Source organism: Brevibacillus sp. FW301-21C12A (assembly GCF_058788915.1).
In genome coordinates, this window is the sequence record NZ_JBYTBG010000004.1 from 120,132 (window position 1) to 146,633 (window position 26,502).

General features: G+C 54.7%; 27 protein-coding genes. All 27 read right to left on the minus strand.

Annotated features, from left to right (window positions below):
* Positions 1-8: 8 nt before the first annotated feature.
* The 27 genes from AC3WQH_RS04600 to AC3WQH_RS04730 all read right to left on the minus strand — a co-directional run bounded on the left by AC3WQH_RS04600 (position 9) and on the right by AC3WQH_RS04730 (position 26,333).
* Entirely contained in the window at positions 9-1,799 is a 1,791-nt protein-coding gene (locus tag AC3WQH_RS04600; RefSeq protein ID WP_005835982.1) for an ATP-binding protein, read from the minus strand.
* The gene (locus tag AC3WQH_RS04605) at positions 1,800-2,516 is read right to left on the minus strand and encodes a response regulator transcription factor (RefSeq protein ID WP_005835983.1); all 717 of its coding nucleotides are present in this window, start codon (positions 2,514-2,516) and stop codon (positions 1,800-1,802) included.
* A 90-nt stretch (positions 2,517-2,606) separates the two neighbouring features.
* Entirely contained in the window at positions 2,607-3,836 is a 1,230-nt protein-coding gene (gene ccsA, locus AC3WQH_RS04610) for a cytochrome c biogenesis protein CcsA (protein ID WP_005835985.1), read from the minus strand.
* Between the two features lie 24 nt (positions 3,837-3,860).
* Entirely contained in the window at positions 3,861-5,489 is a 1,629-nt protein-coding gene (gene resB / locus AC3WQH_RS04615) for a cytochrome c biogenesis protein ResB (RefSeq protein WP_238500571.1), read from the minus strand.
* 12 nt (positions 5,490-5,501) lie between these two features.
* A complete protein-coding gene (gene resA, locus AC3WQH_RS04620; RefSeq protein WP_005835990.1) occupies positions 5,502-6,026 on the minus strand; it encodes a thiol-disulfide oxidoreductase ResA in 525 nt (174 codons plus the stop codon).
* Positions 6,027-6,135: 109 nt separating this feature from the next.
* Positions 6,136-6,885 carry a pseudouridine synthase gene (locus AC3WQH_RS04625; RefSeq protein WP_005835992.1) on the minus strand — a complete coding sequence of 250 codons (750 nt, stop codon included), beginning with the start codon at positions 6,883-6,885 and terminating at the stop codon, positions 6,136-6,138.
* Between the two features lie 113 nt (positions 6,886-6,998).
* Positions 6,999-7,532 carry a spore maturation protein gene (locus AC3WQH_RS04630; protein ID WP_005835993.1) on the minus strand — a complete coding sequence of 178 codons (534 nt, stop codon included), beginning with the start codon at positions 7,530-7,532 and terminating at the stop codon, positions 6,999-7,001.
* An 11-nt stretch (positions 7,533-7,543) separates the two neighbouring features.
* Positions 7,544-8,134, minus strand: a complete 591-nt coding sequence (locus tag AC3WQH_RS04635) for a nucleoside recognition domain-containing protein (RefSeq protein WP_005835995.1) — start codon at positions 8,132-8,134, stop codon at positions 7,544-7,546.
* On the minus strand, positions 8,127-9,296 hold the full coding sequence (locus tag AC3WQH_RS04640; RefSeq protein WP_025843774.1) for a D-alanyl-D-alanine carboxypeptidase family protein: 1,170 nt from the start codon (positions 9,294-9,296) through the stop codon (positions 8,127-8,129). Before AC3WQH_RS04640 ends, AC3WQH_RS04635 begins: the two co-directional genes overlap by 8 nt.
* 96 nt (positions 9,297-9,392) lie before the next feature.
* Entirely contained in the window at positions 9,393-9,977 is a 585-nt protein-coding gene (gene scpB / locus AC3WQH_RS04645; protein WP_005835999.1) for an SMC-Scp complex subunit ScpB, read from the minus strand.
* Complete coding sequence (locus tag AC3WQH_RS04650) at positions 9,967-10,728, minus strand: segregation and condensation protein A (protein ID WP_005836001.1); 762 nt, start codon at positions 10,726-10,728, stop codon at positions 9,967-9,969. The genes scpB and AC3WQH_RS04650 overlap by 11 nt, the downstream gene beginning before the upstream one ends.
* 20 nt (positions 10,729-10,748) lie before the next feature.
* A complete protein-coding gene (locus tag AC3WQH_RS04655; RefSeq protein ID WP_025843773.1) occupies positions 10,749-11,417 on the minus strand; it encodes a site-2 protease family protein in 669 nt (222 codons plus the stop codon).
* 227 nt (positions 11,418-11,644) lie between these two features.
* Positions 11,645-12,079, minus strand: coding sequence for a peptidylprolyl isomerase (locus AC3WQH_RS04660; protein ID WP_005836006.1), 435 nt, complete (start codon positions 12,077-12,079; stop codon positions 11,645-11,647).
* A 67-nt stretch (positions 12,080-12,146) separates the two neighbouring features.
* Positions 12,147-14,414: a GGDEF domain-containing protein gene (locus AC3WQH_RS04665; RefSeq protein WP_492331919.1), complete on the minus strand. Its 2,268-nt coding sequence runs from the start codon at positions 14,412-14,414 to the stop codon at positions 12,147-12,149.
* Positions 14,415-14,536: 122 nt separating this feature from the next.
* Positions 14,537-15,859 carry a diaminopimelate decarboxylase gene (lysA, locus tag AC3WQH_RS04670; protein WP_005836011.1) on the minus strand — a complete coding sequence of 441 codons (1,323 nt, stop codon included), beginning with the start codon at positions 15,857-15,859 and terminating at the stop codon, positions 14,537-14,539.
* A 174-nt stretch (positions 15,860-16,033) separates the two neighbouring features.
* Positions 16,034-17,503: a spore germination protein gene (locus tag AC3WQH_RS04675; protein ID WP_005836013.1), complete on the minus strand. Its 1,470-nt coding sequence runs from the start codon at positions 17,501-17,503 to the stop codon at positions 16,034-16,036.
* The gene (spoVAEA, locus tag AC3WQH_RS04680; RefSeq protein WP_005836014.1) at positions 17,457-18,074 is read right to left on the minus strand and encodes a stage V sporulation protein SpoVABEA; all 618 of its coding nucleotides are present in this window, start codon (positions 18,072-18,074) and stop codon (positions 17,457-17,459) included. Before spoVAEA ends, AC3WQH_RS04675 begins: the two co-directional genes overlap by 47 nt.
* A 21-nt stretch (positions 18,075-18,095) precedes the next feature.
* Positions 18,096-18,446 (minus strand): stage V sporulation protein AE, encoded by a 351-nt coding sequence (gene spoVAE / locus AC3WQH_RS04685; protein WP_005836016.1) that lies wholly within the window; start codon positions 18,444-18,446, stop codon positions 18,096-18,098.
* Positions 18,446-19,471 (minus strand): stage V sporulation protein AD, encoded by a 1,026-nt coding sequence (gene spoVAD / locus AC3WQH_RS04690; protein WP_005836018.1) that lies wholly within the window; start codon positions 19,469-19,471, stop codon positions 18,446-18,448. Before spoVAD ends, spoVAE begins: the two co-directional genes overlap by 1 nt.
* A 14-nt stretch (positions 19,472-19,485) precedes the next feature.
* Positions 19,486-19,971 carry a stage V sporulation protein AC gene (gene spoVAC / locus AC3WQH_RS04695; protein ID WP_005836019.1) on the minus strand — a complete coding sequence of 162 codons (486 nt, stop codon included), beginning with the start codon at positions 19,969-19,971 and terminating at the stop codon, positions 19,486-19,488.
* Between the two features lie 98 nt (positions 19,972-20,069).
* Positions 20,070-20,489, minus strand: a complete 420-nt coding sequence (locus AC3WQH_RS04700) for a stage V sporulation protein AB (RefSeq protein WP_007785524.1) — start codon at positions 20,487-20,489, stop codon at positions 20,070-20,072.
* Complete coding sequence (locus AC3WQH_RS04705) at positions 20,486-21,100, minus strand: stage V sporulation protein AA (protein WP_005827376.1); 615 nt, start codon at positions 21,098-21,100, stop codon at positions 20,486-20,488. Before AC3WQH_RS04705 ends, AC3WQH_RS04700 begins: the two co-directional genes overlap by 4 nt.
* A 156-nt stretch (positions 21,101-21,256) precedes the next feature.
* Positions 21,257-22,012, minus strand: a complete 756-nt coding sequence (gene sigF / locus AC3WQH_RS04710) for an RNA polymerase sporulation sigma factor SigF (protein ID WP_005827375.1) — start codon at positions 22,010-22,012, stop codon at positions 21,257-21,259.
* Positions 22,013-22,023: 11 nt separating this feature from the next.
* The gene (gene spoIIAB / locus AC3WQH_RS04715) at positions 22,024-22,473 is read right to left on the minus strand and encodes an anti-sigma F factor (RefSeq protein WP_005827374.1); all 450 of its coding nucleotides are present in this window, start codon (positions 22,471-22,473) and stop codon (positions 22,024-22,026) included.
* Positions 22,474-22,824 (minus strand): anti-sigma F factor antagonist, encoded by a 351-nt coding sequence (spoIIAA, locus tag AC3WQH_RS04720; RefSeq protein WP_005827373.1) that lies wholly within the window; start codon positions 22,822-22,824, stop codon positions 22,474-22,476.
* Positions 22,825-22,973: 149 nt separating this feature from the next.
* Positions 22,974-24,161, minus strand: coding sequence for a D-alanyl-D-alanine carboxypeptidase family protein (locus AC3WQH_RS04725; RefSeq protein ID WP_005827372.1), 1,188 nt, complete (start codon positions 24,159-24,161; stop codon positions 22,974-22,976).
* A 99-nt stretch (positions 24,162-24,260) separates the two neighbouring features.
* Positions 24,261-26,333, minus strand: a complete 2,073-nt coding sequence (locus tag AC3WQH_RS04730; protein ID WP_005827371.1) for a methyl-accepting chemotaxis protein — start codon at positions 26,331-26,333, stop codon at positions 24,261-24,263.
* Positions 26,334-26,502: the final 169 nt, after the last annotated feature.

Genomic DNA, 26,502 nt, shown 5'->3' on the forward strand with positions numbered 1-26,502 from the left:
CTACACTCCTATTTGTTTTTCGCCTGTACGGTCATCGCGATCGTAAAGGTCGTACCCTCTCCCAGCTTGCTTTGCACGCCGATTGTCCCGCCGTGCGCTTCGACGATGTTGCGCGCGATGGCAAGACCCAGTCCGGTCCCGCCTACGCGCCCGCGTGTCCGGGCCTTGTCGGCCTTGTAGAAGCGCTCGAACACAAACGGCAAATCCTCCTGCGGAATCCCGCTGCCTGTATCGCTGATCTCGATCAGCAAAGTCTTGTCGCCGCGCGCGCGGATGGTGACGCTGCCCCCGCTCGGCGTGTGCCTGAGCGCGTTGTCGATCAGGTTGGTCAACACCTGCTCCATCCGGTCCGGGTCGATGTAGACCTCGCTGTGCGACGTCGTCACATCCAAAAGCAGTGTAATCCCGCGCTCCCGGGCCAGGTTCGTGAACTTGCGCTGGATTCGCTCCAGGTACGGGCGCAGCTCCACAATCTCCTGAAACAGCTCCACATGCCCGGCTTCCATCCGCGCCAGGCTGAGCAGCTCGTTGACCAGCTTGGTCATGCGCACCGACTCGTCGTAAATGATTTGCGCAAGTTCTTTGTGCTCTTCCGGCGTCGTCGCGATATCGTCGACTATCGCCTCGCTGTAGCCTTGCAACATGGACAACGGTGTGCGCAGCTCGTGCGACACATTCGCCACGAAATCGTTGCGCATTTTGTCCAGCTTTCGCTCCTGGGTGATGTCGCGCAGGACGGCTACAGCCCCGCGAATTTGCTCGCGGTCATTGAGCGGCACCATGACAAGCGCCCAGATGCGGCCCTGTACCGGAATGTCCTCCGTGACCTCCTGCCCGGTTTGCACGACCTGCTGGTAAAAGGCGAACAGCGGAACCTGCTCGTCCTTGTGCTCGAACTCCCAATCGCGCAAAAAGCGCTCTGCGGGCGGATTCGTGACGGCAATTTTCCCGTTGACGTCGATCATGACCACCCCGTCCACCATCGAGCGCAAGACGCTTGCGAGCTGCTCCTTTTCTTTGGACAAGGCGTCGACAAGCTGATTCAGCTTGCTCGCCATCGTGTTGAACGAGGCCGCCAGCTCGCCGGTTTCGTCCGTTGTTTTGATCGGAACTTCCGCGTGAAAATCGCCTTCCGCGATCCGGTGCGCCGTCTCCTTCATTTGCCTGAGCGGAATCGTGATCCGCGACGACAGGAAAAAGGCAAACACCGTGGTAGAAACGAATGCAATCACGCCGACGACAAAAATTAAAAACCGCACTTCGTTTACGGTATCGTCAAAATCCTCAATCGCCTGGTACATCACCACAGCGCCCTGCTTGCCCGGCGCGACCTCCAACGGCACCGCCACCGCGAGCATTTGCACGCTGCTCATATGGTCGTTCGGATTGTTCGAGGCCACCTGCAAGTATATTCGCTGCGGGGCGGGATGCTTTCCGGCCAGTGCCTCGGACAGATGCAACGCCTGGTCTTTCAGCAACTGCTCGACGGGAATGTCTGGCAAGCCGTTGCCTTCGCTTTTTCCGATGACCTGGCTGTTCTCATCCAGCACCACCATCCCGGTGTGGTGGACAAGGCCAAAGGTCGAAGCCATCTCCAATGCTTCCCGCTTGTCCGCGCTCGCTGCCAGCCCCTTGGACAATCCCTCTGCCAGCTCCTGCAAATTTTTCGTCTGCCGATTGCTGTAAAAGCTGTCAAACGACTGCACGAGCAGCAGGCTGAAGATCGTCAAAACGAGCGCAAACAGCGCAATAATCGTCATCCATAGCTTTCCGACAACGCTGCGAAAAATAACGTCCACTTATTTCGGCACCTCAAGCTTGTAGCCGACTCCCCAGACGGTCGCAATCATGTTGGCCGCCTGCGGAGAAACCCGGTTCAGTTTTTCGCGCAGCCGCTTGATGTGCGTATCTACCGTGCGCAAATCTCCGAAAAACTCGTAATGCCAAACGTCTTTGAGCAGCTCCTCGCGCGTAAACACTTTGTCCGGCGACAGGGCGAGGTAGTGCAGCAGCTCGTACTCTTTCGGCGTGAGGCTCACTTCCTGGCCGCTCGCGATGACTTTGTGCGCGTCGTGGTCGATCGTCAGCTCGGGGAAAACAAGCACGGAGTGGCTGTTGAACGTCTCCGTCTTCAAGTAAGCGGTAGCGGAGGAACGGCGCAGAATCGCTTTGACCCGGTACATGACCTCGCGCGGGCTGAACGGCTTGACAACGTAATCATCGACTCCCGCCTCAAAGCCATGCACACGGTTTGTTTCTTCGCCTTTTGCCGTGAGCATGATGATCGGGGTTGCCTTGAACTCGCGAATGCGCTGGCATACTTCGATCCCGTCCATCCCGGGAAGCATCAGGTCGAGCAAAATAATATCGTAATCGCTGCCGACAGCCATCTCGACAGCCTGTTCGCCATTGTCAGCCTCGTCGATGAGGAAGTTTTCCCTTTCCAGGTACATTTTCAGCAGGCGGCGAATGCGCTCCTCATCATCTACTACGAGAATACGTGCCATTTTTTCCATGTTTAACACCTCTTGGCCTCATGATATCGTACAACGGTTTGAAGATAGTCCAAAAAGCTGGCAAAATCACCAGCTTTTTGAAGGGGTATGCTACACGCCTGCGTAGGAGTGCAGACCGGCAATGACCAGATTGACCACGACCAGTGTAATTAAAATGATAACGAATCCGATGACGGACATCCAGGCTGATTTCGCACCGATCCAGCCGCGGGACAGGCGCAGGTGCAAATACGCACTGTAAAACAGCCAGACGATGAGCGCCCATACTTCTTTCGGGTCCCAGCCCCAGAATCGTCCCCAAGCTTCCTGCGCCCAAATCATCGCAAAAATCAAGGCGCCCAGGGTGAACACAGGATAACCGATACTGATGGCCCGGTAGCTGATTTCATCCAGCAGGTCAGGCTCGATGCCTTCCAGCGAAGGCTGGATCACAGCGCCGAGACGCTTGCGGAAAATCAGGCGCAGCCCGCCGTACAAAACGGTCCCGGTGATGATCGACCAGAGCATCGTGTTCAGTTTGCGCGCGGCGTCCTTCCCTTCCATCCAGGTCGGCGCTTCGAACCACGGGTTCATCGGCCCGGCCTGAACGATTTTCGAATCGGCTGGGGCGACGATCGCGGGCATCGTGTACTCCACCTGTACTTTTTCCATCTGCCCGGCCGCGTTCATCTGCTCCATGTTCATTTCAAAAACGGTCTTTTGTTCCATTCTGGCAAATGTGGATTCCATCAAAATGAACCCGACGAGCATGAGAACGACAGCAAGCACGAACTCCAGCCACTTGGTGCTGCGCGTAGAAATATGTTGCGGCACCGTACGAATCAAATACATCAGCCCTGCTGCGAAACCGACTGCGAGAATCCCTTCCCCGAGCGCCGCTGTCGTCACGTGAATGTGCAGCCAGTAGCTTTGCAGCGATGGAATCAGCGGCGTCACTTCTTTGGGGAACACGTACGAATACGCCAGCATGATGACCCCGAGCGGAAGCACAAACGCCCCGATTACCGTCAGCTTGTAGATGCGGTAAATAATCAGATAGGCCAGGATAATACAGTAATCCAAAAAGGCCATAAACTCAAACATGTTGCTCGTCGGGCTGTGCCCTCCGCCAATCCAGCGGGCAATCACATACCCTGTCTGCGCCAGAAAGCCAATGACCGCAAGCCAATAGGCAATCCGTCCATAGCGTTCCTCATGTTGCTTCGGATCGCGTCCCGCCCAGTTTTTCCCCGTCATCGCCACCACAAACACAACCGACGAGATCACGTACAGCAAAAACGCGATATCCAGTAACCAGTCACTCAATTGTATGAGCTGCACGTCGAGAGTACCCCCTTGGAGCTTTTACGCCTTCGTTTTTTCTTCGATGGTTACAGGGAGCTGCAACTGCTCAACCAAACCGTCCACTTCCCTGCGAAGCCCGAACCAGTTTTTGTTCGTATGCGCTGCCAGCAAAATCGTTCCATCCTGTGTCTGCACCCAGATGCGGCGATGCTGCCAGAAGAAGCCCATCGCGACACCGATCATAAAGATAAACGCCCCGAAGTAAATGAGCGGCACGGCCTTGTCGATCCGCACGTTCAAGCCGGAGATGTCGATCAGATCAGGCTTGTGGAAGGTCAGGCCGAAGCGGGCATCCGATTTTTGCGTCAAAACCGAGCCTTGCAAATAGACCAGCTTCTCGCTTTGCTGTGTAGCTTCATCCACAATCTCCAGCGCGACCATCGGATTTTTCGGCAGGTTCGTTTTCGTAGCAGGCTTGCCGTCGCTGCCCATTATGAAATCCGGGAAGTAATCCAGGACTCGCACCTTGATTCCGGCGGCGACTTCTTGCTCTACTGCCGGATTGTACAGATCGACCTTGAACGCCCCCAGCTCCTTGTCTCCGTTTTTCACGTCGACCAGCACAAAGTTGAGAGCGCCGAGCTGCATCTCCTGTACCCCTGACTGATAAATCGCAATATCTCCTTCGATCATCGGGTGGTTGACGATAATCGGGCCTTTTTGCACTTCGACCAGATCGGGTTTCTTGCCCGGTACGTCCGCGTTTTTGTTCAAGTACAGGACGGCATCGGTCTGGAAGCTTTTCGGGATTACGCCCCCGTTCAACTCCAGCTTCTCCGGCATTTCTTCCTCCGACCAGTACGTCGTCTGGTAGTTCTCGCTTTTTATGTAGTAGGGCGTCTCCGGGATCGCAACGGTTTGTCCCTCGCGCACCCAGACGAACTCGTCCAAGTAGAAGCCAGGGATATTGCGCATGAGCACACCGATCAGAAACAGGATCAAACCGATGTGGTTGATGTATGGGCCCCAGCGGCTGAAGCGGCCTTTTTCGGCCATGATCGCCCGCTCTGCCCGGAAAATCCGGTAGCCTTTTTTCTTCAGGACGGCGGCCGAGCGCTCCAGAAGCTCCGCCTGATCTGCGTCCGGCGCAAGCTCTCCTTCGCCAAACAGCTTCTGCCCCTTCAAAAACGACTTGTGCTGATTGAGCCGCGGCTTGCTGAGCGCCTTGTAGAGCGGAACGACCCGGTCGAGACTACAGATGACCAGCGAAGTTCCCAAAAGCACGAGCAGCGTCACGAACCACCAGGAGGAGTACAGATTGTGAAAGCCCAGCCCGTAGTAAACGGTTCCGAGCGTCCCGTACGTATCGGTATAGAAGCGCGCCACATCGGCTTCTGTCGGCACCGGAACAGGTATGTATTGCTGCTGCGGAAACACCGTTCCGACGGCAGAGGCAACCAGAATAACGATAATGATACCGATTGCAATTTTGACCGAGGAAAAAGTATTCCAGATTCGGTCGATCCACTTTTTCGTGTACGTCTGGGAACGCCGTGCCATCCCTTCGTAGCGCATGTCGGGAAACTGTATCTGCTCGAACACTTCCACATTCAACGGCTTCCCGCACGATTCACAGAGCAGCGTTCCGACGGGATTCGTATGTCCACATTCACATTTTCGCTGATCCATATTGCTCCTCGCTTACGGCAAGATTTTGGACAGTTTGTCCGCAATCATCGCTTCATTTAGTTGTCCGATAAAAATTTCCTTCACTTCTCCATCAGGCGCGATGAAAAAGGTCGTCGGAATCGGACCGATCCGGTACAGCTTCGTAATTTGCGACTGGCGGTCCAGCAAAATCGGAAACTCGACGCCGAACTGCTTCACAAATGGCTCTACGGCAACCGGCGACTCGCCGATGTTCACGCCGAGTACAACCAGTCCTTTGTCCTTGAACTTGCTGTATTGTTCCTGCAAGGCGGGCATTTCCTTTTTACAGGGCTCACACCACGTCCCCCAAAAGTTGAGCACGACGCCCTTCCCTTTCAAATCGTCAAGGGCCAATTCTGGTCCATTGAGCTGCTCCAGGCTGAAATTCGGAGCGTCTCTCCCTACTTTTACCGCATTCGGGTCCTTCACGAAGCTGGAGTAGAGTGCAAAAACCAGGGCGACAAGCAGCAGACCCAATACCGCGATCCTGACATATGTACGATTGCTTTTGTTCATGTTGCCCATACTCCCATCTACTACAAATAAATTGCAGGCATTATCCATTCTATTATAGCGTTCCTAGATTTTCCGCCAGCGCATAACTTATGAACAGATTTTGAACGAATCACAGTTTTGCCCCTCGGCCCCGCCTGTTTTGAATCAGTCCCTGCCTGAGCTTGTCTACTTCCTGCCGCGACAGCGGACGATACTGGCCTGGCCGCAAGCCTTCCAGCGTCAAAAAGCCGAGGCGAATGCGCTCCAGCGTCAAAACGGGATGGCCAATCGCGTCGCACATCCGCCGGACTTGCCGATTCCGTCCTTCGTGGATGGTCAGCTCGATAAGCGCCTTCGCATTGCCTGGCTCTGCCTTCACCAGTCTGGATGCCCCCGGCGAAGTCATGCCGTCCTCCAGGCGAATCCCGGTCGCGAGCTTTTTCAGCTTTTCCTGGCTTGGCACGCCTTTTACCCAGGCGCGGTACACCTTGTCGATTTCATAGCTCGGATGGGCAAGCTTGTTGGCGAGATCGCCGTCGTTCGTCAGGAGCAGCAAGCCTGACGTATCATAGTCGAGACGTCCTACCGGATAGACGCGCTCTTTTACTCCTGTCAGCAAGTCGGTCACTACCCGCCGTCCGCGGGGGTCGGTGACGCTCGTGATGACGCCTGTCGGCTTGTACAGCAAATAGTAGACGTGCTCTTCCAGCGCGATTTCCCGGCCTTTTACCGTAATCCGGTCAGTCGCCGGATCGACCTTCATCCCTTGCTCGCGAACGACCTGTCCATTCACCTGCACGTGTCCTTGTGCGATCAGTTCCTCACAATGCCGGCGAGAGGCGACTCCAGCATGCGCCAATACCTTTTGCAAACGTTCCATTGTTGGATCACCTCTACAACATCATACCCATTCTTACCAGTGTGGACAAGAAAAAGGGAAAAACTTCCCCGGCGTTCGAGGAAGTTTTCTCATCCGACATGTCTGTTTTCGATTCAGGAGAACACATACGAGACGATCAGCAAGGAAAAAATGACCCCTGCCAGGTCAGACCACAAACCTACTTTCAGCGCGTAGCTCGAATTGCGAATCCCGACAGCGCCGAAGTAGACGGTCAAGACATACAGCGTCGTGTCCGTGCTGCCTTGCATCGTGGCAGCCAACCGGCCGAAAAACGAATCCGGCCCGTACTGGGCGATCAGATCGGTCGCAATCGCAAGCGAGCCCGTCCCGGTCAGCGGACGCAGCAGGGCGAGCGGCACGAGTTCCTCGGGAAAATGCAGCATGTCGAGCACAGGCTTGATTCCCCGCAAGAGCAAGTCCAGCGCCCCCGACTCGCGGAACATGCTGACTGCGACCATCATCGCGATCAAATGGGGCAAGATGCGAATGGTCGTGGTCAGCCCCCCTTTTGCCCCTTCGACGAATGTTTCGTAAACCGGGACCTCTCTCTTCCACCCGTATAAAAGGACAAACGCGATCGTAACGGGAATCGCCCATAGCGAGAGCAGGGACACCCATTGGTACATACGGTTTCCCCCTAACTGTGACGTCGTAAGTGACGATAGCGATACCAGCGGTCGATGAAAAGCGCCACGATCGTTGCGGCAAAGGAAGAGACAAGCGTCGTGCCGACAATCTCCACCGGATTGACCGAGCCGTACTGCATCCGGATGGCAATCATCGTGGTAGGGATGATCGTGATGCTCGCGGTGTTGATCGCAAGTAGCGTGCACATCGCCGGGGAGGCGTGCTGCTTATCCGGGTTGAGCTTTTGCAGCTCTTCCATGGCTTTCAGTCCCATCGGCGTCGCCGCGTTGCCAAGTCCGAGCAGGTTGGCGCTCATGTTCGACAAAATATAGCCCATGGCAGGGTGCCCTTTTGGCACGTCGGGAAACAGCAGTTGGATGATCGGCGCCAAGACTTTGGACAACAGCGCGAGCAGCCCTGATTTTTCTGCGACTTTCATGATGCCCATCCAGAAGGCAAGCACGCTCAGCAGGCCAAAGCATACCGTGACGCCCGTTTTTGCTCCTTCAAAGGCAGCGGCGTTGACCGCTTCCATCCGCCCGGTGACGGCTGCCACCACGATGCTAATGACAATCAGTCCGAGCCATATGACATTAAGCACTCCACAGCCCCCCTGCCACGATGTCCCAGAGTTGCTTCCAAAACGCATGCGCGCCCGTCAGCGGCTGGCTGCTCGTCGGGGCGTCCGCGCGAACGAGCAGCGGAACCTGCCCGATCATCTGTTCCTTCAAATAAAGCTGCAAAAAGCCGACAAGCTGCCCATCCATCTTCGGGGTAATCGTCGATTGGCCCACTACCACGCGCTGCTTAATCCCCGCCTCCTCCGCAGTCTGGAGCGGATAGCGAAACGCGTTTTGTGTCACCAGATGGGTCCCTGCTTCCATCGTGAGCGGCATCTCCGGCTGGACGTCCTGCCCTTCCCCGACCAGTTGCTTCAGCGGGAACTGGGCAAATCCGTAGTCCAACAGCTTCGCCGAATCGTTCCAGTCATCCGAAGCGTTCAACGTAATCGTCGCCAACTGTCGCCCGTCGCGCGTGGCCGATGCTGCGAGGCAACGCTTCGCCAGCTTCGTATAGCCTGTTTTGACGCCGTCCGCTCCGTTGTACAGGTGCAGCATCTTGTTTTTGTTCAAAAGCCGTCTGTCCCACTCTTCCCCTTCCCAGGAGATATCCTTGACTTTGGTGGACACGATCTGGCGAAAGACGGGATTGCGCAACGCATAGGCGGACAGCTTCGCCATATCTTCCGGCGTGGAGTAATGCTGGTTGCTGTCATCGAGCCCGTGCGGATTGGTAAAATTCGTATGCTCCATCCCGATCAAGGCGGCTTTTTCATTCATCAGATACGTAAAGCCGGGGACAGAGCCGCCGATATGGGTGGCAATCGTGACGGCAGCGTCGTTTCCGGAGCGCAGCATCAGACCGTAGAGCAGCTCTTCCAGCGTCAGCTTCTCGGAGCGCTTCAGGTAGATGGACGAGCCTTCTACGCCTACCGCTTCCGGTGGTACGGTCACCACATCGTCCAGCTTCCCGGTCTCAATCGCGACAATCGCCGTCATCGTCTTCGTCAGGCTGGCGATCCGCATTTTTTTCGTGCCGTTTTTCGAGTAGAGAATCCGCCCGCTGGCAACGTCAATCAGGGCCGCCCCCTCGGCAGACAGGCTCGGCGGCGCTTGGGCTTCTGCGATTGATACCGGAGCCAACAGGAGCTGTATAAAAAGAAAAACGACGAGTCCGCCGGACAGAAGTTTTCGCACGTTCATAAACGTCCTCCCCATCCCAAAAGTACAACGATACACAGGTTTGTACATATATATGGGGACGAGTCGGGAGGTAGTACGAAAAACTGTCCGAACTGACTAATCGTTTGTCTTTTCTTCCTGCTTGCCAAATAGCGCGGATGCTTCCATGCGGATTTCCTCGATATCCAGATTGACGGGCGGCTCCGGCAGATCGGAAATTTCGCGCAGGCCAAAATGCTCGAGAAACTCTTTGGTCGTGGCGTACAAAATCGGGCGTCCGATCCCCTCGGCTCTGCCCGCTTCGCGAATGAGCTGTTTCGACAAAAGCGTATTAAGTGCCTTTTCGCACTTCACGCCGCGGATTTCTTCGATTTCCGAACGCGTCAAAGGCTGCTTGTAGGCAATGATGGCGAGCGTCTCCAATGCGGCCTGGGACAGCGTCGACTGTCCCGGCGAGGTTGCCAGTCGTTCGAAATACGGAACATGCTCGGGCAAGGTGGTCAATTGATACGCCTTGGCCACTTCCACGATTTGCACGCCGCGCCCTGCCCGGCGAAAGTCCGCTTTCATGTCCTCGATCAAATCAACGACCTCTTCTTCCGACACCTCGACGATTTCACTGATCTCCTTGGCATCAATGCCTTCATCCCCCGAGATGAACAGCAAGCCTTCGATCACGCCTTTCAGCTTGTCATAGTCCATCGTTTTGGGCTCCTTCCGCATCACATATCATGATGTCCTGAAACAGTTGATTTTGAATACATGTAATGTGCTTTGCCTTCATCAACTCCAGCAAAGCGAGAAATGTCGTCACGATTTCCGAACGGGTCGCCCCTTTGGAAAAAAGCTGGGAAAAGCGCACCATTCCGCCGCCGACACGCACTAGCTGGCGAATTTGCGTCATCCTGTCCTTGATCGAGATTTCGTCACGGGAAACCTTTGTCATCGGCTCCTTGTCTTTTGCTTTTTGCACCAGCTTTTCCAGAGCGTTAATCAGATCGTACAAGGTCACGTTTTTGACCGTGTGATCTTCCTCGCGCACGTACGGCGCCAGACTTTCCGCAGGCCGGGTAAACACCTGGTTGCGGCCGATTTCCATCTCGCGCAACTGCTCGGCCAATAGCTTGTAGCGCTTGTACTCCAACAGCCGCGCCACCAGTTCCTCGCGCGGGTCCACTTCCTCGACATCCATATCGAGAAACGGCTGAAACACGTGCTCCTCTTTTCTTGGCAACAGCATCTTGCTCTTGATCGAGAGAAGCGTCGCCGCCATGACGACAAACTCGCTGGCGACGTCCAATTGCAGCTCTTGCATTTGATCGATCGTCGCAAGGTATTGCTCGGTAATTTCCGCTATCGGGATGTCGTAGATGTCCACTTCCGCCTTGTCGATCAGGTGCAGCAAAAGGTCAAGGGGCCCTTCAAAGGAATCAAGTTTGATGCTGTATGCCAAAAGACGTCCCCTCGTTTCCTTTAAATGAACGCGCTCACGATGCCCGCTGCAATCTGTTGCACAAAGTTCAGCATCATGCCCATAGGAACTCCGAAGATCATGGAGCTAACCCCCGGGATAAAGATCAAGAGCAGCAAAAGCCACGGGCCGTAAATTTCAAAGTTGTAAAAAGCGCCATCCCAGCGTCTCGGCGACAGGAAACGCACGATCTTGTACCCGTCGAGCGGTGGAACCGGCAGCAAGTTGAACACAAACAGACCGATATTGATGATGATACAGAATCGGAGCGTCGTCTCCAGCGCAAACGCCGCTTTGTCGCTCATGCCGTCCATCACGCCGAAAAGGCTTACGAGTATGTAAATGACGCAGAAAAGAATCGCCAGCACCAGGTTAATCAGTGGCCCCGCCGCTGACACGTACACAATGCCCAACCGCTTGTTCCCGCGAAAATGCAGCGGGTTGATCGGCACAGGCTTGGCCCAGCCGAACGGTCCAAACAGAATGAGGATCAAACCGAACGGATCGATATGCGGGATTGGATTTATCGTTAAACGGCCCTCATTTTTGGCGGTATCGTCGCCCAACTTCCAGGCGACAAAGGCGTGCGCCCATTCGTGCAAACTGAAAGCGATAACGAATGCAATCATGCGAAACGGTACCGTTTTCCAATCAAAGTGAAAAAGATCCATTGGTTCCCCCTTAACAGCCTCTAAGGCAAAGCCGTTCCCCCCAAGCCAGCATATCATGCTATGTCGAGGCAGCTTGTTTACGCAGCTTGTGAAAAGTCCATCGACTTTGCTCGGCAAAAAATCGTCTACCCTATAGGATACCAGCAGATGGATAGGCTTACAAGTGTATTCGCGGCGCAATAAAAAGCACCGGCAAGCCTGTGCCCGCCGGTGCTGCAAAACGCTGATTATTCGGCTCCGACTTTTACGGTTGCCATTTTGTCGCCTTGCTTGATCGCGTCGACATGCTCCATGCCGGAAGTCACGCGGCCAAACACAGTATGTACGCCATCGAGGTGCGGGAAGGAATCGTAGCAGATGAAGAACTGGCTGCCGCCTGTGTCTTTGCCTGCATGCGCCATGGAGAGCGCACCGCGCAGATGCTTGTGCGGGTTTCCTTTTGTTTCACATTTGATGGTGTAGCCTGGCCCGCCTGTTCCTGTTCCATACGGGCACCCGCCTTGAGCTACGAAGCCAGGAATGACACGGTGGAACGAAAGACCGTTGTAGAAGCCTTCGTTTGCCAGTTTTTCAAAGTTCGCAACGGTTCCCGGAGCTTCCTGATCGAACAGCTCCAGCTCGATTTGACTACCATTTTCCATGGTGATGTGCGCTTTTTTCATGGATGAGCCTCCAGACCTTGTAAAGTTAACGTTCCTATTTTACCACGCGCAAAGGTCCCCGTCCAATTTATACCTCCACGCCCGTCTGCTGCTCGCATTCGCGGTCGTGGACAAACACCGTGCCGGGATGCGACTTGGCCGTTTTTTTCACATCTGCCGCCCGCCGTGCCACTGCTTCCGCGCTCGTGTACAGGTCAGGGCCGAGATCCACTCCGGCCATCGACATCGACAGTTGCACCTCTTCGCCCATCCGGCACTTTTCATAAATGTCCGCGAAGTACGACGAAAACGAATCAATCAGAAAAGCGATGAGCGCATCCACTCCGTGCGCCGACGTGATGAGAATAAAATCGTCGCCGCCGATATGGCCGATAAAATCGTTTCCGCTCCCGAACCGCCGGGACGCTTCACGCAGCAAATTCGCCGTCCGGACGATAATTTGGTCCCCGACCTCAAAGCCGTAGCGGTCATTGAACCATTTGAACCGATCGAGGTCGCAATAGATGACCATCTGCGCCTCGCGCTGCTTGATTCGCAAGTTCAGCTCGCGCTCAATCTGCACATTTCCGGGAAGTCCCGTCAGCGGATTGGCGGAGCTGGCCATTTCCAGCTTGATCGACGCCATCTTGTCGAGCAGGTTTTGCACGGTCACGATGCCGAGGTATTCATTTTGCTCGCCGACGATGATGACGACGTCGTACAGATGGTAGGCGTCCCGCGCCATGGCCCGCTTGGCTACCTCGTCCAGCCTGTCGGTTTTGCCGGCTTTGAGCGGATTCGTGTTCATGATGTGGGAAACAGGCCGCTCGTAGTAGAGCGCAATCCCGTACTGGCCGCCGAGAATTTGATAGAGGGAAAAGCGCATGACCAGCCCGATCGGCCGCCCCTCCTCCAGCACGACGACGCTTTCGATTCGCTGGTTTTGCTCGAAAATTTCGTGCACCCGGCGGACGCGGACGTGCTTTTCCACACAGATCGTCTTCGCCAAAATCTCCGTCATGTCCGGCGTTACAATCAGCGCCTCGCGCTCGCCGTTCCTTCGTTTTTCCTGCATGTAGCGCAAAAAGTTCATCGCCTGGCCAGACACTTGCGCCATCCCCTTGTCCGGCTTGCCCAAGTAATAGCCTTGGCCGTAGACGACGCCTACGTCCATCAGCGTTTCCAGCTCGCGCTCTGTTTCGATGCCTTCCGCAATAATTTTGCAGTTGACCTTCTCGGCAAACGACACGAACGTCTCCAGAAGCGCCTGCTTGATCGGGTCGACATCAATGTTGCGGATGAGCGACATGTCCAGCTTGATGAAGTCGGGGTAAATCTCCGTAATGGATTCCAGGCTGGAATACCCCGCTCCGGCGTCGTCTACCGCGATCAAATAGCCTTTTTTGCGATATTCCTCGATAATTTTGCGAAAAACGGCATAGTTGGTGATCGCGTGGCGCTCGGTAATTTCGAAGACGATGTTGTGCGGGTTGAGTCCGTAGTTGGCAAGCAGGCTCTGGACTTTGCCGCGCAGCAAAAACGGATCGTCAATCGCCCGCGGGTCCAGGTTGATAAACAGCTTTTCGTTCGGATTCAGGTAGCGCAGTTGCTCCAGCGCCCGTTTGCGGCAAATGTGCTCCAGGCGAAAAACCGTATCCGTCTCTTCCGCATAGCTGAACAACGTCGCAGGCGTGGCAAACGGGCTGTTTTGCGGGCCGCGAGCCAGCGCCTCCCAGCCCAGGGCGTGACCGTCGGGCAGATGAACGATCGGCATGAAATGCATGTGTACATTTTCTTCGGCAAGCAGCTTGTGAAACTGCGTCATGTGCGTATATTTTTCCGAGGTGATCCCGTACTTCGCCATGTGGACGGCGTGTTTGACAGAGGTGTACATCTCGCGCACGATATCGTGACCTGCAATCGGGGCGTACCCGATATGGACGCGCAAGTCCTCCCGATTGACGAAGCTGACCTGGCGATTGAGCTGCCGCTCCGCCACTTCCTGAAAATGAATGGAGAGCATGCGGCAATCTTCGTCGCTCACTTGCCCGCCAAACGAAACGTAAATGGCGAAATCGTCGCCCCACAGCTTTTGAATCGCCAAAATCCTCCCCTTGATTTCAAACGCCTGGCGGGCCACCGCCGGCAGTATGCCTTCAAAAATGTGCAGCACCCGCTTGGCGCTCGTATCGCCATAGCGCTGCTCCACTTCGGTCATTTTTACGATGTCTACGTAAAACAAGACGACATTGCGGCCTTTGTTAATTTCCTGCCGAATGACGGTCTTCATCCATTGACGCTTATCTAAGGAAAAATAAGGAAAGCGCCAAAATCGTCTGATGAGAGTCGACAGCATGCTGGATCCTCCTCGCCACCTCCATTATGGCAGGGAAGGTTTAATTTTTCGTGAATGCGGAGTGAAGGTAATATAAAAACCCTTCCGCAGCATGGTCGGAAGGGTTTGGTCTATTGATTCGCTTAGCGTTGCAACTGCGCCCGTTTTGGCAAAAGGTCGTGGCCGACTACATCCGCGTACGTCTCGCGTTTGACGACCAGCTCGGCCTCTCCGTCCTTCACGAACACAACAGCCGGACGAGCGATGCGGTTGTAGTTGTTGGACATGGAATAGCCGTAAGCCCCTGTGCTGGTCACAGCCAAAATATCGCCCGCAACCGCTGGCGGCAGCTTCACGTCCCAAATCAGCATGTCGCCAGACTCGCAGCATTTGCCTGCAATCGAAACGACTTCGCTGGCAGGCTGGTTCATCTTGTTGGCAATCGCCGCTTCATACTGCGCATTGTACAGGGCAGGACGCAAGTTGTCCGTCATGCCTCCGTCCACCGCGACGTATTTGCGGACGTTCGGAATTTCTTTTTGGGAGCCGATTCGGTACAAAGTAGTGCCCGCGTCGCCCACGATGCTGCGGCCTGGCTCGATCCACAGCTCAGGGAGCGGAATTGCACGCGCAGTTAGCTCTTCGCGAACGACATCGGTAATCGCCTTGATGTACGTTTCGGCTGGCTGCGGCGTGTCGCCCTCCACATAGCGGATTCCGAAGCCTCCGCCCACGTTCAATACTTCTGGCAGGAAGCCGTACTGTTCTTTTGCTTCGCCCAAAAGCTCTGTCAACCGCCTTACCGCGACGAGGAAGCCGTCTGTTTCAAAAATTTGCGAGCCGATATGGCTATGAACGCCCAATAAGTGCAGATGATTGCTCTCGTGTGCATAGCGGATCGCTTCCAGCGCCTGACCGTTTTGCACGTCAAAGCCAAACTTGGAGTCGATTTGCCCCGTGGAAATGTATTCGTGCGTATGAGCTTCCACACCTGGCGTCACGCGCAGGAGAACCGCAATCTTTTCGCCGCGCTCCTCGGCCAGATCGGCAAGCACGTGAAGCTCATAAAAATTGTCTACCACAAAACAGCCGATTTTCGCATCCAGCGCCATCTTGATTTCGTCTATCGACTTGTTGTTGCCGTGGAAGTGAATGCGCTCTGCCGGAAAACCTGCCTGCAGCGCTGTGTACAGCTCACCCCCCGATACGACATCGAGAGAAAGCCCTTCTTCCTCTACCAGTTTGCACATCGCCATCGTGCAAAACGCTTTGCTGGCGTACGCGACCTGAAACGAGAAGCCCGTTTGCCTGAACGCCTCTACAAAGCTGCGGCACTTTGCGCGAATGTGTGCCTCGTCATATACGTACAGCGGCGTGCCGTACGTAGCTGCCAGGCTGGTCGTATCACAGCCCCCGATTTCCAGATGTCCCTGCTCGTTCACTCGACTTGTCCCGTGTAAAAACATAATTGGCTCCTCCCAGTCTAAACCCGCCGATTCTAACAGCCCAGATCCTATAGAGAAAGGCAACCGACCCCAATGCGTCAGTTGCCATACATAACAAGCATCGTAAGGCTTCCCCATCAATTTACTACAAGCCTGTGCTTTTGACAATGGGTGATGACATCCGTTTTCTGAATATTATTGACGAGAGGAATTTTGGGAGCGAACGATACTCGGACGCCGGTTTTTGCTTGGAACCGCCAGGCGGACGACGACATCCTTCATCGCCTTGTAGTTAAAAGGAATGAGCGGCCACAAATAAGGCGTGTTGAGCGAGCGCGTCGCAGCCAGGCCGACCAGGACAGCGAGGAAGCCGATCATCAGGCCCGGCGTCGAGAAGAAGCCGACCATCAAGATCAGGAAAATGCGCACCAGCCGATTCGCTAGGCTCAGCTCGTAGCTTGGCGTCGCAAACATGCCGATTGCCGCCACGGCGAGGTACAAAATGACCTCCGGCGCAAACAGCCCGACTTTGATCGCGACATCCCCCACGAGAATCGCCGCCAAAAGCCCCATCGCGACCGAAAGCGGTGTGGGGGTATGAATCGCGGCCATTCTCATCAAATCTAGCCCCAGCTCCGCCATAATAAATTGCGCCAGCAGTGGAATGTTGCCTTTATCCTTAATGCCGATGAAATGAAGCGGCTCCGGAATCATCGACGGATGCATTACCAGAAGCAGCCAGATCGGCAAAACGAACACCGAAACCAAAATTCCGAAGAAACGCACCCAGCGCAAGTACGCTCCCACGACAGGAGTCTGGCGGTATTCCTCTGCGTGCTGGACGTGGTGAAAATAAGTCGCAGGAGTAATCATGACGCTCGGCGATGTGTCTACGTAAATCAGCACATGTCCTTCCAAAAGGTGTACCGCCGCCACGTCGGGTCGCTCGGTATAGCGGACCAGCGGAAACGGATTCAGCGTCTTCCCGATGATGAACTCCTCAATCGTCTTCTCCGCCATCGGAATCCCGTCGATCTGGATATTTTGCAGCCGTTCTTTCAATTCGTCCACCAGATCCGGGTTCGCTACATCTTGCAGGTACGCGACGGCGACATCCGTTTTGGTGCGCTCGCCAATCTGCATGATCTCGAATCGCAACCGCTCGTCGCGTATCCGCCTGCGCGTCAGCACCGTATTCGTCACGATCGCCTCGGTGAAGCCATCGTGCGCCCCGCGAACAATCCGCTCCGTGTCCGGCTCCTGCGGCGTACGCGTGGGCAACACTTTCGCATCCATAATGATCGCATGGGGAGAGTGGTCGATAATCAGCCCGACCTGCCCGACCAGCAGCTTGTCCATAAACTCGTCTGTTGTATCGACTTTGACGAGCTGAAAAAACGGAATGAACTTGTAAAACAGCGTATCAAACAAATTGTCCGCGACGTCCCTGCCGCGCAAGTCGTTGATCTCCCGCATGATTTGCGTGACGAGCTGACTCTCCACAAACCCGTTTATGTAGTACATAAGCAGCTTCGTGTTGCCCACAAAAAACTCGTGGACGCCGATGTCAAAGCTTTTTCCTACCCCGAGCCTGTCGTTTAGATACTCCTTGTTTTCCTCAATTCGGTCCGAGATGGGGCGTCTTTTCTCCGTCACTGTCGCCATAGGCACCGCTCCTTTCCATGATCCATTGCACCGCCCTTTTGGTGATCGGGCAGCCGTTTTGCAAGCTGTCGCGCCCGTCCATTTTCCCGATGTCTCCGATGCCGATGACATTGGGCAGCTTCAAGGTGTTCAAAATATCGACGGTGTCGCCGTAAATATGATGCTGCAGCTCTTGATCCGCATATCCGTCCTTGTCGACCGCCCCCTCTACGATCTGCCCCTGGTTGTCGACGGAATAGGCAACCGTCACACCGTGTACCCAGTTCGTATGAGAGGCGACTGCGAGCGCGCCAATCACTTCGATGTCCGGGTGGCTGGCGACGTATTCAATCGCCCGCTCCCCGCGCCCTTTGCCAAAATCGCCGTTGTCATCGAACATGACGATGACCGGATCGTGGGGCGCCATCTTGATGAGCTCCACCACCTGCTTGCCGGAAACAGGAGTCGGATTTCCCGCAGACAGCGAAATGCACCTGCCTCCCAGCTCTTTCGCGACGCTCTCCACTGCTTTTTGCGCGATATGGTCGCCGTCTGTCACCAGGATGACCTTGCGCCGCTGATCCTCCCTCATTTGCTCACCGTCCCTGCTGCGTCAGCCTTTCGGTTTGAAGACGAGCGAAGCCAAAAAGCCGAACGCAATCGCAGCCGATATCCCTGCACTGGTGACTTCAAAAATGCCGGTAGCGACCCCGATCAGGCCGTTTTGCTCCGCTTCGCTGATCGCTCCGTGATACAGCGCATGTCCGAAGCTCGTAATCGGCACCGTGGCACCTGCTCCGGCAAAATCAATGAACTTGTCGTACACGCCGATAAAATCGAGCACAACCCCTGACACTACCAACGTACTCATCACGTGAGCCGGGGTGAGCTTGCCGACATCGAGAAGCAGTTGCCCGATGACGCAGACAAGCCCTCCGACGACAAATGCAATTACATATTCCATCATTGTCCTCCTTCGAGCGCAACCGCATGGGCGATGCACGGAATCGAATTGCCTTGCTGCGTGCTGACCGGACTGAGCAGAGCCCCCGTCGCGCATACCAGCACTTTTTTCAGCAAGCCGCGGTTCAACTGGTCCATAATGTAGCTGTAGGTCACAACGGCGCTGCTGGCGCAGCCGCTGCCGCCTGCGAATACGTCCTGATCCGGCGTGTAGATCATCAGGCCGCAGTCGTTGTACACCCCGTCCATATCGTAGCCTTCTGCGAGCATCAGCTCTTTGACGATCGGATAGCCGACAGACGCCAAATCGCCTGTCACGATCAGATCGTAGTCTTTCGGCTCTCGTCCCGTATCCTGAAAATGGGTCAAAAAGGTCGATACCGCCGCAGGTGCCATGGCTGAGCCCATGTCAAACGGGTCTTTTATGCCCATGTCCACCACTTTTCCCAGCGTCGCATACGTAATCCGCGGCCCCGTCCCCCCAATTCCAATCAGCCCGGCTCCCGCTCCCGTCACGGTCCATTGCGCGCTCGGCGGCTTTTGCCCGCCGTATTCGGTCGGATAGCGATACTGTCGCTCTGCCGTGGCGTTATGGCTGCTGCAGGCAGCTACTGCCCTGTCTGCGTAGCCTGCGTTTACCAGAGCCGTCGCCGTAGCCAGTGTCAGCATCGAGGTCGAGCACGCCCCGTACATCCCCAACAGCGGAATCTCCAGCTTTTCGGCCGTGAAGTTGGTCGTGATGTTCTGATTCAGCAGATCGCCTGCCAAAATGACATCGACGTCCTGGCCCGTCACGCCCGCTTTTTTCAGCGCGGTGGAGACGGCGTCCTCCATCAGCTTCCGCTCCGCATTCTCCCACGTATCCTGGCTTGCGTACATGTCGTCGTGAATCACGTCAAACAAGGAGGCCAGTGGCCCTTCGCCTTCCTTCGGCCCTACTGCGACCGCCGAGCTTTGCAGGCGGACGTTTTGGTCGAAGCGCCAGGTCTGGCGGCTCACGCGTTTCTGTTGTGGATTGCTTGACACAGACAGCCCTCCCGTCAAAAGAACATGTGATACAGGCTTTTTAAAACGCCCGCAACAAAGGCCGCCACCACCCCGAACACAATGACGGAGCCTGCGAGCTTGAACATGTTGCCGCCCACTCCGAGAACCAGTCCCTCGCTGCGATGCTCGATAGCGGCCGACGCGATGGAGTTGGCGAAGCCCGTTACCGGAACGGCAGAGCCCGCCCCGGCGTACTGGCCGATGTTGTCATAGACGCCGAGCCCCGTCAGCAGCACAGACAAAAAGATCAGCGTGGCAACTGTCGGATTGCTCGCGGTCTTCTCGGTAAAGCCGAAAAAATGGATATACATATTTTGAATAACCTGTCCCAAAAGACAAATCGTTCCCCCGACCCAAAACGCCCGCAACGAGTTCAAGAGGACATTGCGCTTCGGCTGATACTTGGAAGCCTGCTGCTGGTAAAGCTGCTTCGTCATCTGCATCGATCCGAGCGATTTCGATTTCGTTTTGGTTGCCATGCCCTTTCACTCCTTTGTAAGTCCATAGATCCTGCCAGGTCCCCTACCTCTATCTTTCCTTCTTCAAACTTTGCCTATGAATAGCGGTATTTACCAATTCACAGATGCAAGAGCCATTGCAGAAGCGAGCCGGTGACTTTGCCGAACACGACCGCCATCAACAGAAACAGCAGACTGCCATCCATGCTGATCCGCTTCGCCAAAATCGGAAAGACGTTCAGCACCTCGGTCAAGCCGGCAGCCAGTGTGCCGACAAATACGCCCGCAAACAGCCCGTAAAGCGAGGTAACGACGACTGGCATATGAGCTTTGACGTGAAAAAAGTCAATCAGCGTAAAAAAAAGCGCCCCCATCACCAAGGCCCATTCCAGTGCGCGAATATGACGGTGAGCGTTGGTCAGTTGCGTCAGCCTCGGGATAATGTCCAGCACGGTAATGAAGGCGACAAGCCCGCTCCCCACCGCAAGCCCGCCGCCCAGTCCAATCAAGACCAGCAAGCCGCATGCCCATACGCTCATAGCTTCGTTCGCTGGTTTTCTTTGTTCTCGTTCTGGATGTAGTACTGGTCGAGGCTTTGCTGGTACATGAACAGCTCCACTTCCAGGGGGCTTGGCTCTTCGTTGATTTTTTTCTCGAAAATATGGTTGAAAAACAAAATCATCCCCATGCCGATCCCGATCGAATACGGAATCTGCAGCCAGAGCGGCTGCTTGCTCTGCTCACCCGTGATGAGATAAAAAATGCGCTCGTGCACCTCGCGCATGCTGACGTCCGTGTGGAAGTTCATAATCGCCAGGCCCGAGCCGATGAACAAAAGCAGCCAGACGAGCGCAACCAGCACAGGGTTCGCTTTTTTCCGCGGGTTCAGCACTTCCACAATGATTTGCGGCGCTCCCTGGATTTCCAGCTCGACTTCCGGATAGACGGAGCGGACTCTCTGGATAACCTGCATGATGTCGATGACGATCAAGTTGCCGTCCGTCGGCTTGACCTGATAGATTGGCATTCGCTTTAACGCATCCTCGCGTTTCCCATCCCAAAAAAGCTGGCAAATATCCCCTAGCGTAATCATCGCCTCCGGCTTGACTGCCAGACGCTTTCTCAGACGGAGAAACAGCGCGTCTTTCATGAAAACTCCTCCCTGCCTAAAACGTGCTCATTTATCCCGTAGTATGTGCCCGCAGCCAAAATCCATACCCTAAAAAAGGCTGCGGCTGCCATGTACAGGCAAACCAAAAACACCCAAGCGCCAGGCTTCGGTGTTTTCCATCCTTCTATTCGGCTATCAGTGTTCGATCTGATCCTTGATCGTTTGCAAAATGCGCTTCTCCAGACGGGACACCTGAACCTGGGAGATTCCGAGCCGCTCCGCCACCTCAGACTGGGTCTGGTCTTTGTAGTAGCGCAAATAGACAATGAGCTGCTCGCGCTCGCTCAACCGACTGATCGCATCCTTCAGCGCGATTTTTTCAAACCACTTGTTCACGCCTTCGTCGGCGATCTGGTCGATCAGCGTAATCGGGTCTCCGTCATTCTCAAAGACTGTCTCGTGAATCGAGGAAGGCGCCCGATTCGCTTCCTGGGCAAACACCACTTCCTCCGGCGTGATTCCGACGGCGTCTGCCACCTCGGCAATCGTGGGTGCGCGGCCAAATTGCTTGTACAGCTCATCCTTTGTTCGTCGCACCTTGTTCGCGGTCTCCTTGAGCGATCGACTAACCTTGACTGTGCCGTCATCACGCAAAAACCGTTGGATTTCGCCAATAATCATCGGCACGGCATACGTCGAGAACCTGACGTCATAGGAAAGGTCGAATTTGTCCACAGCTTTCAAGAGGCCAATACAACCAATTTGAAACAAATCATCCGCTTCGTACCCTCGGTTGATAAAGCGCTGGACGACGGACCAGACCAACCGGATATTGCTGTTCACAAGAAGCTCGCGCGCTTCGGTGTCTCCAGCCTGGCTTTTGGCGATTAGCTCTTTCACTTGGTCATTGGTCAGAAATGGTTGACTCGCATTTTTGATATCGGCACCCATTGGCACTACCCCTAATTTTGCAAGGCTTTGGCAAACGACAGGCGTTTGGTCAGACGAACGGTTGTCCCTTTACCAACAGCCGTCGCGACTTCCAAAGAATCCATGAAATTCTCCATAATGGTAAAGCCCATTCCCGAGCGCTCCAGCTCAGGCTTGGTCGTATAAAGCGGCTGCATCGCCTGCTCCACATCCTCGATTCCTTTTCCGTTGTCCTCCACGACCAGCTCCACAGCTCCCTCGTCGATTCGCACAGAGATATGTACCACGCCCTCTGGATTTTCGTCGTAGCCGTGAATGATGGCGTTCGTGACAGCCTCGGATACAACCGTCTTGATCTCCTCCAGCTCATCCATCGTGATGTCGAGCTGCGAGATAAACGAAGCGACCGCAATTCGCGCAAACGCCTCATTTTGGCTCAGTGCAGCAAACGATACGGACATAAAATTGCGCTGTACCTTCATTTACGCCACCCCCAGAACAAGCAGAGCATCTGCTTCATTTTCGCGGAACTTGATTACTTTGAACAGGCCAGACATTTCAAAGATCCGGTAAATGGTGGGGTTGATCGAGCATACGTACATTTCCCCCGAGCGGGCGGATATTTGCTTGTAGCGCCCCAAAATCACGCCGATACCGGAACTGTCCATGAAAGCCAAATCAGCCAGGCTCAGTACGATATGACGAATGTTGGGTGTACGCAAAATATCATCCACTTTGCTGCGCAGCTCTTCGGCTGTATGATGGTCCAGCTCTCCCTGCAAGCGGATCACCAGCACGTCCTGCCGGGTCTCCATCGCAATCCGTAAACTCATGGCTGACTCACTCCTTCTCCCTTGAATAACCCTCTCTTTCTGCTTCGCTCAAACCAATTCCTGCCAGGCGACAAAAGAACAAAAAAATCGAGCAGCCGCGCCATCGCATTCGAGGCAACTCGATTCTTTTCGCGCTTCTTTGCTGTCTGTCAGTAACTAATCAAAACGCCCTTGGTGGTTCGCTTGAGAATCTCCCACATGCTTGCTTTATTCACTTGTTGCTCCGGGAACAGGTCAATCCGGTTTACTTCGCGGCCGTCTTTCGTGCGGATGAAAATATGGCCGACGACCTGGTCCTTCGAGAGTGGAGCGTTGACGGAGCGGTTCATGACGACTTCTTTCGTGTACGTGTCCGCCGACTCGCCTTTTTTCATCAGCAGGCTGACGGCTTGTGGCGTCACCACGTTGACTTTGGGCGTCTGCCCTTTATCCACCGTGAGCGACTCCACCGTCTCGCCTTTTTTGTACATCGGCATCACCTGGAAATGGGTGAAAGCGTAGTTGAACATCGTGGACACTTCGTTGTTGCGCGTCTTGACGTCAGGCTCGCCCATAACGACCGCGATGATGCGCATATTGTTGCGTTTGGCGGTAGCGGTCAGGCAGTACTTGGCCTCGCCTGTAAAGCCGGTCTTCAAGCCGTCTACGCCTTCGTAAAAACGGACGAGCCGGTTCGTATTGACCAACCAGAACGGGCTTGCCGAGTCTTTGCGCAAATAATCCTGGTACGTCCCGGTAAACTTCGTAATCCCTTCGTGCTTCAGCAGCTCACGCGACATGATCGCGATGTCTGCCGCAGAGGAGTAGTGATTTTCCGCAGGCAAGCCGTTAGAGTTGACAAAATGCGTGTTTTTCATCCCCAACTGCTTCGCCCGCTCGTTCATCCGGTTGACAAAGCTCTCTTCCGTTCCGGCGAGATGCTCTGCCATGGCGACTGAAGCGTCGTTGCCCGAGGCGATCGCGATGCCTTTTATCATGTCCTCTACCGTCATTTCCTCGCCGGGCTGCAAAAAGATTTGCGAGCCGCCCATCGACGCTGCTCGTTCGCTGGTTCTAACCTTATCGGTAAATTTAAGCTCTCCCCGCTCCACCGCCTCCATAATCAAGAGCATCGTCATCACCTTGGTGATGCTGGCGGGTGGCATTTTTTCGTTTGCATTTTTTTCGTACAACACCGTTCCCGTGTCTGCTTCAATCATGATCGCAGACGAGGCGTGCGGGGCAAAATTCATCTCGCTGTTTGGCGGAGCTGCTTTTTCTTTTGCCAACGCACCCATCGGAGAAAAGATGGTCACACACATGATGAAGCAAGAAGCCAAGTATCCTATCCGTTTCATAGCAGTCCCTTCCCTCCATTCATGGTTTTATTCTCACCAAGGGGGTAGGAAAATATTCACAAAAAAAATCCCTTCCGCATTTCGCAGAAGGGATTCGTTTTAGATCACAAAACGGCTGACATTTTCCGTCAATTCGTCTGCCATCTTTTTCAATTGTTCCACATTTTCGTTGATGCGCGCAATCGAATTCAACTGCTCGTCTACCGTCTCGACAACCCCGGAGATCGACTCGCTGATTTCGTCGGACATGCTGGCCAGACGCTGCATCGAATTGGTTACAACCTGATTGCCCGCAGCCATTTCCTCGGAGGTCGCCGTCATGGACTCGCTCTGCTCCGCAGCCGACTGAATCTCCGCCACGATGTTTTGGAACGTCGTGCCCACAGACTCGACAGACTTCAAGCCGCCGCCTACCATCGTGACGATTTCGTCCATATGCTTGCTCATATCCATCGCTTCATCGTTAATCGAGTGAGCGATAGCGGCAATGCGCTCGGAGAAGGAGCTGCTCTCTTCTGCCAGCTTGCGCACCTCGCTCGCCACGACCGAGAAGCCGCGTCCTGCTTCGCCTGCGCGCGCCGCCTCAATCGCCGCGTTCAACGCGAGCAAATTTGTCTGTGAGGCGATGCTCGTAATCATTTCGACGATACTGGTAATCTCGCGGGCCCGCTCGCGCAAGCTGTGCATTTGCGCGGCTGTGCGTTCCACCTCGCCTGTCGCGCGGCGTACCGTGTCAATGACGTCCTCGACCAGTTGCATACCGCCCTGGGCGCGCTCAAACGTCCGCGTCGTCGCAATCGAAGTGGACTCCGCCGCGATCGCTACCTGCTCGACGCCTTGCGAGATTTCCGAGACGGTCGTCGCCGTCGCCTGCACCTCGTTCGTCTGCGTGGAAACCCGTTGCGCGATCGTCGAGATGTTGTCAGTGATGACGCTGATCGCCCCTTTGTTGTCCTGGGCGAACTGCGTCAGCTCGTCTGTCGCCACGTTCAACTGGGTTGCTTGTCCTTGCACGAGCGCAATCAGCTTGCGCAGCTCGGCAGCCATCTCGTTCATCTTGCGGCCTACCATCGCCAGCTCGTCATTGCCGTTTACGTTGACATGGACGTCGAAGTGGCCTGAGCCGATGCGATCCATGTCTCTGGCAATCGCAAACAGCGAGAGGCGAATCCGCTTGGCGAACCACCAGATCGCCCATACCGACAGCGCAATAATCGGCAGGCTGAACAGGACAAAGTACAGCCACATGCCATTCACTTCGCCGTACACTTCATCGCTGCCCGTCGACAGGACGACGTTCCACTTCAACAGGTGGATCGGCGCAAAGGCAGCGAAGGAATCTTTGCCGTGATCGGAGTACAACAGGCTGTTGCTCATGTCATGCTTCATCAACTCCAGCATTTCCTCGTAGTCCGACTGCCCTGCGAGCACCAGCTTGTTGTTGTTTTGCGGGTTTTGGTGAGCAACGACCAGCCCGTCCTGCCGAACGACAAACGCATATCCGTTTTGCATGAAGGAGATTTCCGGAATTTTTTCCGTCATCTGGTCAATCGTAAATCCGACGACGAACATGCGGCTCGTATCGCTGTTTTTCTCCCCGACAGGTGTCGCAATATAAAGAAAACTCTTATTAATGCCCTCAACAATTTCCTCGTCTGAAATGACCGTTTTCCCGGTACTCATGACCCGTTGGTAATACTGCTTTTGCTTGAAGTCAATCTCGTTTTTCCCGGTCAGGGAGTAGAGCGACCTCCCGCTGCTGCTGTCTATCAAATAAATTTTGGATATTTCTTTATGCGATTGCCGCATCAGCGTGAACTGCTCCATAATCAACGGCTCCAGCTCTGTCATCATGACGCGCTTGGCGGCAGCCGATTCTGTCGACTTCACGATTGTTTGAATCCAGTCTTCCATGCTGGCCGCGTGCTGCTCCGCCAGCATTTTCGCTTGCTTGGAAGTAATGGAGAGCAAAGTAGATTTTGAAAAAGAAAGCGCTATGTATTGCAACGAGCCAATAATGATAAGTACGAGAATCAAGCCAAAGACAATCATCTTTGTTGCCAGGGAGCCCCGCAGTTTTTCTGTGGCGAGCAGGCTCTTGATGTTTCCTTTTCCAGAAAACGAAAACCCAGCCCCTTTCTTTTTCCATTTCGGCGACAAAAATCGGCTCATGATGCTGCCTCCTTTTCATACCCTACATTTTCTAGTGATGGTTTTGAAAAAAAATACCATTGAAAAAGGTTATCAACTGTACTTATACCCTGTTTTCCAAGTGGTAAAACCTCCCTTTATGAAAGGAGCGAGTTCCGGGTCTGATGCATCCGAGAACTCGCTTTCTTCA